This is a genomic window from Bacillus cereus group sp. MYBK245-2 (assembly GCF_051916145.1).
Classification (GTDB): Bacteria; Bacillota; Bacilli; order Bacillales; family Bacillaceae_G; genus Bacillus_A; species Bacillus_A pacificus.
The window spans coordinates 329,693-341,938 of record NZ_JBQAGB010000002.1 but is presented as its reverse complement, the minus strand read 5'-3'; the positions used below and the strand labels follow the sequence as shown (position 1 = coordinate 341,938).

The following is a 12,246-nucleotide window of genomic DNA, read 5'->3' as shown; positions in this document are numbered from 1 at the left end:
TGTTGTCATTACCAGTTGTTATGAAGTATAACACTATCACTTTTTCCTCCGCAATATATTTTCTGAATTTTTTAAATTTTCATCACGAACTGTATTAATCCATTATCCCTATATAATTTGTTATTAATAAATAATATAAAGATAAGGAGTGTTGATATGATTCAACAATTAAAAAAATATTACGCTAAAGATATAAAAATTAATGAAGCCATACTTTCTGAAGATTACAGTTGGTTTTTGATTGACGGGAATAGAGTAGGAATTCGTAAATCTCGCTTACATAAACGGGAGTGTCAATTGCTTTCATCCCTCTTAACTCCCATCCATACTGACACATGCTACGAAACAAAAATAGAAAAGTATTGGTACGAAGCGTTATATCAGAGTAAAGATATTCAAATAACATCTGTACGCTTTTTACATTTCTTCACAACGCATCCTATAACGGAACGAGAAGAATTTCATAATGCTTTACATTCAATATTTGGTTTTGATACTCCTACAATATGGGAAACTTCACAAACTGGAGTCCTCATCTTAACAGAAAATATATCTGAATATAGATTGCAAACAGCCCTTGATACGCTAGAAACAGATTTTTTTATATCCTTATCCTTTTTTGTCGGCAGACACTACACCCAAACCAATCAAGTTTCTCACTTGTATCAATGGGAACGAAATTTATTTTCTTATCTTTCTCCCTATTTATCAAAGAAAATTACATACATTGAACAACTTCTCCCTTATCAATTAATGACCTTATTACCAAAAGAAAAAAGAGAAAAATATACAAATTGTTTATTGGAAAATATTTCCAATGACAAAGAACTAATAGAGAGTATTAAAGTATTCTTCCAATGTAATTTAAATGTATCACTTGCGGCTAAACAATTATATTTACACCGAAATACTTTACAGTATCGAATTGACAAATTTATTGAAAAAACAGGATTGAATATAAAAACATTTGAAGGTGCTGTGGCTGTTTATTTGGCTTTTCTTTCTTTGAACATCTCGTAATTTTGCATAAAAAAATTAACTTTTTTTGTGCAACTTACCAATTCACCTTACATTAAATAAAACTTATAATTCAGTTAATTATAAAAATAGGGGTGATGTATAATGGCCGAACTCGTATTAAATCATATTTTCAAATTATACGATAATAAAACAACTGCTGTTTCTGACTTCAATTTACATATTCAAGATAAAGAGTTTATTGTATTTGTTGGCCCTTCTGGTTGTGGAAAATCAACTACTCTACGGATGATTGCAGGTTTAGAAGACATTTCTGACGGCTCATTTTATATTGATGGTAAACTTATGAATGACGTCGCTCCAAAAGATCGTGACATTGCAATGGTATTTCAAAATTACGCACTATACCCACATATGTCTGTTTACGATAATATGGCGTTTGGTTTAAAATTACGAAAACTACCAAAAGATGAAATTAATCGTCGTGTAACTGAGGCAGCAAAAATATTAGGTCTTGAAGATTATTTAAAGCGAAAACCAAAAGCATTATCGGGTGGACAGCGCCAGCGTGTGGCATTAGGAAGAGCTATCGTTCGTGATGCAAAAGTATTCTTAATGGACGAGCCTCTATCCAATTTAGATGCTAAATTACGTGTAAGTATGCGTTCAGAAATTTCTAAGCTTCATCGCCGCTTAAACACAACTACTATATATGTAACACATGACCAAACGGAAGCAATGACAATGGCATCACGCCTTGTTGTGATGAAAGATGGTATCATACAACAAGTTGGTACACCAAAAGAAGTTTATGATACTCCTGAAAATGTTTTTGTTGGCGGATTCATTGGTTCTCCAGCTATGAATTTTTTTACTGGAACATTAAAAGATAACTATTTTCATATAGAAAACATTCGTTTTAAAGTACCAGAAGGGCAATTAAAAAAATTGCAGAAAAAGGGATACAATAAAAAAACACTTATACTCGGTATTCGTCCAGAAGACATTCACGATGAACCAATTGTCCTTCAATCTTCTCCCGATTCAACTGTCGAAATTAATGTTGAAGTTGCTGAACTATTAGGTGCTGAGACTATGATACATGGAAAACTTGAAAATCAAAGTTTTGTCGCACGAATTAATGCTCGATCAGAACTGAAAGCTGGCGATAAACTTTCAGTAGCCTTTAGTTTAACAAAAGCACATTTTTTTGATAGTGAGACAGAACTACGTATACGTAACAATTAAATACACTTAATTGATTATTCTAAAATTAGATGTACAAAAAAGCTGTGTAGTATGACCTTTACACAGCTTCCTTCTTTAATCCCTTAAACATACTATTACTATTTAACCTTATGATGAGAGAATTCTTCTCTTAAACATTTTGATATTAATCATTTTATTTGTAGGGTTAAGGGGATGACCGTCCGTTTAATTAAAAACAAATGAACGCTGTTAGTATCACATACCATTGCCATATCAAACTCGTTACATATCCCTTCAACCAACACCTTAAAACATTCTTCTATTATCATTTATTTCTGAAAAATTAAAATAAAAAATCTGAAGACACTATCTAAACTTCGGATACTTAAAGTACCACGATCCTTACGGTTTTTAGTAGTATTCCGGATCCAACTTCCCTTTCATTTCATTCCATGCCTAAAGGCGGATCGGCTTTCTTGTTTAGAAAAAGATGTAATAAAACTAAGTACAAGCATAGCAAATAATATAATAACTCCTAACCCAATATTCATAAAACGAATCCCTTACATTATATGGTATAACTTAACATAAAGAGAAGATAATAAAAAATAAATCCGTTACAGAATGGGAGCTCTCTAAAAATGAAACGAAAAATATTTTCTCTCTTTTCACTAATCTGTTTAGTACTACCAATACAAGCTAGTGCATACACATTTCAATCACTACCAATTGCATCAAAGTCTAAACAATGGTATATCGAAATTGATAAATCTCATAACGTAAACAAGCAAGCAATCCAGCCAAAACAAGGTGTATTTGATACATATAGTTTACTCGTAAAAAACATCGGTCATGATGTATCAAACGTATCCGTGAAAATACTTGATAACAATCCTACCTCTAAAGCTACCTTTAAACCTACTACATCTAATGAAAATATTTCTAAAAGTCATACAAGCTTTGACTACATGGTATTCCCATTAGACTTTAATAGCCATAATTTTAAAGTTGTGATTACTTGGGAAGAAAAGAACTTTTCTTACAACGGCCATCCAGTAAATGAAAGTAAAAAACTGAAACAAACATTTGTATTTAATGAAGAGTAAGCCCTAATTTAATTAGGGCTTACTCTTCATTTACAAAACCAGTTTGAATGGCTTCTGTCACTTCTTTTGTGATGTCCAGTTTTGTTGCATCGGTGCTAATTTTCTTATGCCAAATATGCACGGAAGGCTTTTCGTTACAAAAATGTTTTATTAATACTAGTTGATTATATGCTAACTTATTTTCTCTATGGATAGCAATATAGACTGTGAAATTTTTTGCTTCAAAGATCTTTTCCTGCAAAGTATATTGGTTGTCCCATTCCTTTGCGACTATATCGTTCAAATTTTTTATAAGCATATAAGTCGTTCCCACCTTCCCTTATATCATCAATCAAATCTTCGAATACTCGGCACACATAATGCTACTCCAATTGTTACAAGTACTAAAATAGCTAATGTTATAATCGTTATCTCGCCACCTATGACAGTAGCTAACCATCCTACAACTACATAACCTAGTGGCAATAAAGCAAATGAACCTAACATATCAAGGCTTGCCACTCTTCCAAATGCTTCTTCTGGCACGAGCTCTTGTAAACTCGTTTCCCAAATGAGTCCAAATATCATCATACCGAACCCTTCAATTGCCATTAATACAATTAAAACAGGTGCCCAAGTAATGAACGGCATTATTAAAAGCGCACAACCACTTATTAAAACACCACCATAGGCAAGTATTCCCCGCTTATACCACCGTTCTCTCCCGCCGAATATTAGCGCAGCAACTACAGCTCCAACACCAGAGGATGCCATTCCTAATCCATACACATATGCTTCAAAATGATGATGAACATTAAATAACCATGGAATTAATACGACGATAATTCCTGCATAACAAATATTGATGAAAGAAAAGACTAAAATTGTAATCCATAGCCACGGATGACTTTTTAAAACGAAAACACCTTCCATAAACTCTTGTTTGTAATCGATCTTTCTTTTTTCAATCGTTTTTACTTTTTTAAACTTTATTTCTCTTAAAAATAATAAACATAAAAATGATAGCAAATACGTTACTGCATCCAGTCCAAATCCTATTCCGGCAGAAGCAACTGAAACGATCAATCCTCCAAGAGCCGGTCCAATTAGTCGTATACCTTGATTACTCATTTGAGTTAATGCATTGGCTGCATTTCGAATGTCCGGTACAAATACTTTCGCTCTTACGGACGCATACGCTGGCTGAAATATGCCTTCCATAAGCCCATATAATGCTATGAGGACATATAGAAATGGAACTGTTAATACATCCATAAATATAAGTGTTGCAAGTAATAGCATTAATATACAGCGAATGATATCTGTAAATAACATTACTTTCACCCGATCCATTCGATCTACGACTAATCCAGCAAACGGTAACGCAAGAATATTAGGAAGCATGTACATTGCCATAGTCATTCCCATTACAACTGTTGATCCAGTCAATGAATATACAACGACTGGCAAAATAACCATCGTTATCGAACTACCTAAAGTCGAAAGCAATTGCCCGATCCATAAAAATTTAAAATGTGGTGACGCTTTAACCGGCAATAACAATTTACCGATATAACTTAAACTTTTCTCTGTTGGTATTTCTTCTTGCATATACCTCTCCTCTTTTCAAATTAAGTTAACAATAAAACAAAAACAGAAAATTCAATCTTCAACACTTTTAATTATATATGAAACGGTTTAATTATTGGTAAAAACATAAAAAAGAAACTCATACTGAATCTAAAAATATTACATGTTAAATATAAATAAAAAAGGTGTTTTCATAAATGAAAACACCTTTTTTATTTATAATTTTAAGTTCTTCTTCAATGTCCAATATTTTTCTTGCGCATTTTCAAATGAAAATTCTACCCAGCCATTTGGATCTTCACGATATACATTTACTTTTGTACCATTTTCTAATTTTCCAACTTCATTTTGTGTCACATTTGGTACACTCTTAATTGGATTGTTAAACGGGAATGGAACTTGATAGTAAGATCCTACCGATTGGACAGTAGCTTTTGCATCTTTTGCATAATCTGTATAAGGAATCGCTTCACTTAATACTTCTACATTTAATGTATTAGGGTTTTTCGGTAGTCGTTTTGCATTTTGGTAATCTGCTTTATTAAAAGGCTTAATGCGTTCCATGATATTAGCGATTTTTCCAGCCCATGCTGTATCTGTTGAATACATAACATTCATTGCTGGCAATGTGTAACCTTTGAAATATCTTGCACCCTCTTCTAAGTAGTTCTTTTTTACATAATCAGCGTTATATGAAATACTTAGTCCGTATGACGGTAAATATTTTGCATATGCAAATGGATCACGATCATATGCTCTTAAACCAAATAAATTATGTTTACGATATGCAATTTCTGATTTACCGTAACCAGATTCTAAGATTGCATGTGCAGCTAAGTATAGTGCATTCACACCATACTCATTTTGCGCTTTAATAAAGTCTTGTCCAATTCCAACTAACGGGCTATCTGGATGGAATCTTTGAATATAATTATCAATCTCTTGCGCTGTTACGTTAGATGGTAATGTCACATCTAGATTAATATATGAAGGCTGTTCAGCAGGAACATCCTTTTTAATTTGCATCGCTCTATATAACAATTGTGCATAGCTTTCACGTGTTAATACACCTGATGGATCAAATCCTCCAAGTCCATTCCCTATTGATACACCATTAGATTGCAATGCACTAATTGCTTCTTTTGCCCACCAATATGATGCATCTATATCATTGAATGTATGTGGTGCTTTTACTTCTAATTTAAATGCTCTTTGCAAAATAACAGACATTTCAGCACGAGTTAATGATTCTTTCGGTCTAAACGTTCCTTTATCATCACCTACGAAAATCCCCATATCTGTTAATGCTAAAATTTCCTTTGGGAACATTGTCGTTCCTGCACTAATATCAGAGTATGGATTTTTATAATCACTTTTTGCTTCTGGTTTTAATGCGCGATACATTAATGCTGCTACTTGCTCACGAGTTACAACATCTCCGAAGCCGAATTTACCATTATCGTAACCTGCAATAATCCCTTTTGACGTTAAATCAGTAATTGCTTCAAGTGCCCAATGATTTTTTGGAACGTCTGGAAATTCTTTTGTAGATGCAAACGAAGTTGCTGGAGCCATCACTACTTGAAGCACGACTGTCACTGCTAACACATTAGAAATAACTTTTTTCATAAATTTTTTAACACGTTTTTTATATGCTTGTTCCCGTGTTAACTTGCCTCCCTTTATCGTGTAATTTTCCCTATTAAACTAACAAACTCTTAAATAGTCAACAGTAAAAGTATACGTGATAAAAATCAACTAATCTACCATTATTTTATTTATAATTAACATAATACGATATATCTTTTTATTTCGATACAAAATTACATAAAATCACATAAAAAGCCCATCTATATAAAGGCGATGGGCTTAGTAATCAACATTATTATTTTGTTAAACGGGATTTAGAAACATCAAAGCCTTTCCACTCATAATAATCTAAAATCCCCTCATAAATTGCCTCAGCAGCTATTTGTCTTCCAGATTCTGAAGCTAACTTCTCATAATCCGTACTATTATCTAAAAATGCTAGCTCCGTTAGTACTGCTGGCATTTCATTTTCTCTTAGTACATAAAAATCTTCTGATTTTACACCACGATCTCTTGTATCTAGAGCTTTAACTAATCTCTTTTGTATTTTATTAGCTAACATATAACTATCTTTTTCACGTTCGGTTAATTCTTTCTTTTCAGATCCTTTATAATAAAAAGTTTCTGTTCCATATCCATCATGTTTTTGAGAAGCATTTGCATGGATACTTACAAAAATATCTCCATTATGTTCCTTTGCGAAATCCACACGCTTTTTAAGGTCTTCTCCTTGTTTTTCATCAAGGCGAATATCTGTTTCACGTGTTAACATCACGCGGAATGGAGTTTGTTTCTCTATTAAACTTTGTAATCTTTTAGATGTATCTAATACAATATCACTTTCATGTAATCCTTGCGTTGCCTTCCCAGGGTCTGTTCCTCCATGGCCCGGATCAATAATAATTACCTGTTCTACTAAAGGGTTACCTATTTTAAGAGAATCTGCCTTTTTAATAAATTGAGCTGCCTCTGCTTTAGTTAGAATTTTTTCAGGCTCCCATTTTTCACCAGTTCCAATAGAAATCCCTAATTCAACTAGAATGTTAGCTTTTGCTTTACCCCAACTTTTTTCTAGATCACTGAATTTAGTTGCTGGAGTACCATTTACTTTAGAATCTAATTTGTAAGCTTCTACAATAAGAGAGGCCATTGAAACTCGGTCAATTTTCCCAGTTGGATCGAATACGCCCGCTCCTTTCCCTTTTACAACGCCAGCTTTTTCTACAGCTGCGATGAATGGGGTATACCATTGGTTTTGAGAATCACCGAAAGATGGTTTAGCATTTTTATCGATTGGTAAGTTTAAGACTTTAGCCATCATTGTAGCTGCTTCTGCACGAGTGATTTCTTTTTCTGGCTCAAACATTCCTTTTTCGTTACCTGTAACTGCACCTTTCTCTACTAAATAGTAAATAGAGTCTTCTGCCCAATGTTTAGCTGGGACATCTGGAAATTTTTTCGTTTGCGCGAAACTACTAGATGAATAAGATAATATACTAGCTGCAATTACTCCTGCTGCGATTATTCTATTTTTCATAGAATATATTCCCCTCTCAAGTACGATGTATTTATGTAACAGACTCATTATAGTTCTGAAAATTAGTAATAGTCAATTGAAAATTGTATAATATTGTATTATTATTGTATTTTTTGTCATACATAACTATAGTTAAAAACTATAAGATTTTATTAAGAGGAGAGATTCATATGAGCAACAATTGGAAAGATATAGAGCACCGTATGTATACAATGTGTATGATTCAGCGGAATAACAAAGTATTGTTAATACAGCGCCCCAATCACCTTGGCTTCCCTGGTTACATCGCTCCCGGCGGAAAAGTAGATTTTCCAGAAAGTATCGTTCAAGCTGCTAAACGGGAAGTAAAAGAAGAAACTGGATTACTTGTTTCAAATTTAACTTTTAAAGGATTAGATGAATACGTAAATCCGAAAGAAAATGTTCGATATATGGTATTTAACTATTGGACAAATTCATTTGAAGGTGAACTCCTTTCGAATCCTCCTGAAGGCAATTTATTATGGGTACCAATCGATACAGCACTAAATCTTCCTATGCAAGATTGGTTTAAAGAAAGATTTCCATTATTTTTTGAAAAAGGTACGTTTGAAATTCAACGTGTTTGGGACAAAGACTTAGATAAACAAGTCGCTATGACAATTACCCATACGTAAAAAAGCTTGGAATCTCTCCAAGCTTTTCTTACTTCTCCTCTATTTTCTTAATCTCATAATCAATTTCTAAAAACTTAACTCCAAATATCCACATTTTATGGTTAGCTTCTAACATTTGATTGGTGCCCTCTTTAATAATAAACGTCTCTGCTAACGGTAACCGTACTGTAAAGAAACGAGTATGTAAATAAATCCCCTCATCTCCCTTACCATTTCTTCTCAGCTTACTAGTAATAATTAAATTATTATTATCATTACGTAATTTTAAAATCCCCGTCATATTCGAATATGGTAGAGGTAATGCGATATTCATATATGTCTCATTCTTATACGTATGTTTTGAGTAAAGAGCTACAAAAATAGATGCTCCTGCTTCATTTTTTCTTAACCAAGCTCTTACATTCTCCCTTCCATCCTTCTCATCCATTACCCCTATGATAGAGCCGTGCATTGTTTCCCACTTGCCGCCCATTCCTAAATGTATTTGTCCTACACGCTTACTCATTTTCTCATAACAAAATGCTAACAGGCGGAACGAACGAGTCCATTTAATATGCGATTGTAACTCATACTCTTTTGTATTTTCATAAAACCGAATAATGCTTAAAGGTATCTTCGTCACGTCAAATGCCTCACTATGAAAATCATTCATTTTATCAACTAAACCGTTGTATTCCTTACTATCTATTACATTTCTGTTATGTAAAAACGCTTCACCAACTGTCGCCTTTCCTCTTAATCTGCTCATTGGTTTCCCGTAATATTTATAGTTCGGAACACTATTTTCAATCATCCAGCCGACAAATGCCGGTAACACTACTCCAATTCCATTCACAACACCGTGAATCCAAACCATTTGAGCAATTGTAATCGTCATTACATGTTTCAAATTCCCATACGAGTATATAAGTGAAAACATAATTGTTACCATAAGTGTACTAGACGATATGATCAGAAGAATCTTTGCGTTGATAGCATTAAATTTCGTACGCCAAACATAAATTCCATAACCATAAATAGCGCATAAATATAGGAACACTGCAAAAAATTCAAATACCCTTGAATACGTAATTCCTACTGCGACTGTCAGAGGTGAAATAACGATGACAAACATAATAACATCATATACTTTACTTCTCTTTTCTCTTTTTCTCCCAATTAAACCAGCCGATAACGGCAATAGAAACGCCGAATAATGAAAGTGTGCAGCTGTGAGTAAAACAATGTCAGAACTAAAGTGCATAATGGAAAGCTTTGCTACTGAGGCGAAAAACCAGAAGCCACCTAAAAACAAATAAATAAACGCACTATCGATTGCCGTTTCTTCTAACGGTTTCCATCCTCTTTCTAGTAATCTACTCACACCAAATAACGCGACAATTCCTGTATATACAAACCAAAATAGCGCAAAGAAATAGTGACTTGTTACGAAAGCTAACATTGCACTAATTGCTGCGATTGGATATAAAAACGATAAAAATTTATAAAAGAATACATATGATCCATTTCTTATTTTCTTATCAATGATGCTAAATGACATCGGTATAAATAACAACATAGCTAATAAAATAATTGCTTCCACTGGATTTATATTTGGCCGCTCACATATTAGAAAAATAATATAACAAACAAGTCCAACTATTATATTTTTCATATTATTTATTTCCTCTCCACAAACGTTCCCCTATATGAAAATAATGAACCAATTAACGGATTGCGTACTTGAACATGAATTCGAAAGCATTGTTGTGTTTCATCATAACTTTCTACAATGTTGGCCTCCCCGTATAAAAATCTAGGTAACGGGACTTTCCTTCCAAACATGTAAAACCATTGTTTCTTTGAAGAAATATGCATTGCCCCTAACTCATCAATATAAAAATTCAATGTAGAGACGAGTAAATGTGGTTCACCAAAATAATCTACAATTTCATTTTCATCAAGTTTCATTACCACATTAAAATATCTTTTCTTATTATGAAAATAAAAAGTACGATTCCACCGCACAAGTTCATGTCCATGTTCATCACGCTCAGCGGTATTATGTATTGTAAATGGCACTCCCTTACCTCTCTCAGAGAAAAACATTCGAAACTTCGATGCAATTTTTAATATGAATTTTACGAAAAAAGAACCACCGTAAATTTCATCCATCTTCCCTTCTCCAATAAAGCTATTTTCTTCTGTAATCTCATAACGTTTCTGTAATTTCGGATGAAGGTTTTTATAAGAATCCCCTAATAGTCTTTCATACATATTAGCCATACATTATCCCTTTCTCTTCCTCTTGCAATTTTTTGCACTTGGCAAATTCGTACTATTTATATAACCGACAATCGATAATCCAATTAGAAGTAGATTTAACGTAATTGGATTAAACGGCTCTGTAAAGCTTGCGATATTCGTAAATCCTGCTGCTATCGTTAAGGCTATTAACATAAAAATATGTACGACAAATACTTTTCGTTTTGGAAATGGTAACAGCCATAGGACACCAAAAATAATTTCTAGTAATCCAATTATTTTAAGTACAAAAATACTATGTTCAGTTGAACCAACCATCACCGATAGCATTTTTACTTCTTCTGAATGAGTAAACACTAGTTTCGGTACTATTCCTTGATACATCCATACGAAAGCAAATAAAAAACATATGAGCCAATACGTCACTGTTCTTCTAATGAGCAATCTAGGATGAAGTCCCTTTTCTAACCATAATTTTAAAGCATCAAAACTCCAAGCAGTCGCCCAGCCTAATAATGGCCGAAACATATAGAAATCTATTACATTCCCTATACGACCAAACCTCGTATCATAATCATATTGTGTCTCAAAATGAATGTGTTCTTTACACGGTGCATACTTCCAATAACCACGCCCTATTTGAATAAGTGATAATTGATTGTCTGTCCAAAATTTTAAAGAAGAAATCCGTTCACCTGTTTCTTTTCTTATTTCACCTATCGATTCCCCTTCCCCAGCTATTTCAAGTCCAAATCCGATTTTTGTTTTATATAGAAATTTCTGTGGTTCTCCTTCTTTTTTCTCTAAATATGAAATTTCAGTAAAGCGAGCATCCCATTCTGTATGTATATGTGGTTCTTGCGTATATTCCCATAATTTCTCCATCGTTGTGTTCATTTCTGCTGAAACATAAATAGGCTTTTTCCCTTTCATTCTTCCACCTCCAATGAACTATAATTTTAATGTACATGTAATAAATTTATTTTGCTACATTTTTCACAAACTTCCTCGTAAAAAATAGAATTTTTAAAATTTATACAAAACACTTGATTCCCCAAAAAATTTAAATTATTATAAAACAAATGTTACCAACAACTTCATAAATCAAACACTCTCGCCTAAAACGTGAGATAGAGGTTGCGATACTTATGAGTATTCTAATGGAGACACAGAGAGGTCTATGAAATTAGATGAAAGGAAGTATTGCCGAAATCGATATATTTCTCTGTATGTATCGATTGGGGCTGTTTTCGAATAGAAACAGAACTGTCATATGTACAGACGCGTATGTATGAAGAGCTATCTACAAAAAAGAGATATCATTTTCATGGTATTCCTTTTTTGGCGGTTTTTTTAT

11 protein-coding genes and 1 riboswitch are annotated in these 12,246 nt (G+C 33.2%); of the genes, 4 read left to right on the top strand and 7 right to left on the bottom strand.

The window, feature by feature from the left end; all coding sequences use genetic code 11:
* The first annotated feature begins 156 nt into the window (after positions 1–156).
* From ACTFRN_RS06610 to ACTFRN_RS06600, 3 genes are all read left to right on the top strand, one after another.
* Complete coding sequence (locus ACTFRN_RS06610) at positions 157–1,020, top strand: PucR family transcriptional regulator (RefSeq protein WP_000615933.1); 864 nt, start codon at positions 157–159, stop codon at positions 1,018–1,020.
* Positions 1,021–1,122: 102 nt separating this feature from the next.
* The gene (locus tag ACTFRN_RS06605) at positions 1,123–2,226 is read left to right on the top strand and encodes an ABC transporter ATP-binding protein (protein WP_000829438.1); all 1,104 of its coding nucleotides are present in this window, start codon (positions 1,123–1,125) and stop codon (positions 2,224–2,226) included.
* A gap of 602 nt (positions 2,227–2,828) precedes the next feature.
* Positions 2,829–3,293, top strand: a complete 465-nt coding sequence (locus ACTFRN_RS06600) for a hypothetical protein (RefSeq protein ID WP_000823172.1) — start codon at positions 2,829–2,831, stop codon at positions 3,291–3,293.
* Positions 3,294–3,312: 19 nt separating this feature from the next.
* On the opposite strand, the gene ACTFRN_RS06595 is transcribed toward ACTFRN_RS06600, so the two are convergent.
* The 4 genes from ACTFRN_RS06595 to ACTFRN_RS06580 all read right to left on the bottom strand — a co-directional run bounded on the left by ACTFRN_RS06595 (position 3,313) and on the right by ACTFRN_RS06580 (position 7,989).
* The gene (locus ACTFRN_RS06595) at positions 3,313–3,591 is read right to left on the bottom strand and encodes a hypothetical protein (RefSeq protein WP_014893854.1); all 279 of its coding nucleotides are present in this window, start codon (positions 3,589–3,591) and stop codon (positions 3,313–3,315) included.
* Between the two features lie 29 nt (positions 3,592–3,620).
* Positions 3,621–4,883 (bottom strand): MFS transporter, encoded by a 1,263-nt coding sequence (locus tag ACTFRN_RS06590; RefSeq protein WP_001154674.1) that lies wholly within the window; start codon positions 4,881–4,883, stop codon positions 3,621–3,623.
* 195 nt (positions 4,884–5,078) lie between these two features.
* Positions 5,079–6,491, bottom strand: a complete 1,413-nt coding sequence (locus tag ACTFRN_RS06585) for an S-layer homology domain-containing protein (protein ID WP_088106603.1) — start codon at positions 6,489–6,491, stop codon at positions 5,079–5,081.
* Between the two features lie 256 nt (positions 6,492–6,747).
* Positions 6,748–7,989 (bottom strand): N-acetylmuramoyl-L-alanine amidase, encoded by a 1,242-nt coding sequence (locus ACTFRN_RS06580; RefSeq protein ID WP_000797227.1) that lies wholly within the window; start codon positions 7,987–7,989, stop codon positions 6,748–6,750.
* A 170-nt stretch (positions 7,990–8,159) separates the two neighbouring features.
* Here ACTFRN_RS06580 and ACTFRN_RS06575 point away from each other — a divergent pair, with 170 nt between their 5' ends.
* The gene (locus tag ACTFRN_RS06575) at positions 8,160–8,645 is read left to right on the top strand and encodes an 8-oxo-dGTP diphosphatase (protein WP_074567987.1); all 486 of its coding nucleotides are present in this window, start codon (positions 8,160–8,162) and stop codon (positions 8,643–8,645) included.
* A gap of 28 nt (positions 8,646–8,673) precedes the next feature.
* Here ACTFRN_RS06575 and ACTFRN_RS06570 read toward each other — a convergent pair whose 3' ends face one another.
* From ACTFRN_RS06570 to ACTFRN_RS06560, 3 genes are read right to left on the bottom strand one after another with little or no spacing between them, the layout of a single operon-like run.
* Complete coding sequence (locus ACTFRN_RS06570; RefSeq protein ID WP_088106602.1) at positions 8,674–10,299, bottom strand: YndJ family protein; 1,626 nt, start codon at positions 10,297–10,299, stop codon at positions 8,674–8,676.
* 5 nt (positions 10,300–10,304) lie between these two features.
* Entirely contained in the window at positions 10,305–10,910 is a 606-nt protein-coding gene (locus ACTFRN_RS06565; RefSeq protein WP_088106601.1) for a DUF4166 domain-containing protein, read from the bottom strand.
* 3 nt (positions 10,911–10,913) lie between these two features.
* Positions 10,914–11,822, bottom strand: a complete 909-nt coding sequence (locus tag ACTFRN_RS06560; protein ID WP_014893857.1) for a DoxX-like family protein — start codon at positions 11,820–11,822, stop codon at positions 10,914–10,916.
* Positions 11,823–12,012: 190 nt separating this feature from the next.
* A riboswitch (Lysine riboswitch) is annotated at positions 12,013–12,199 on the top strand.
* The last annotated feature ends 47 nt before the right edge of the window (positions 12,200–12,246 follow it).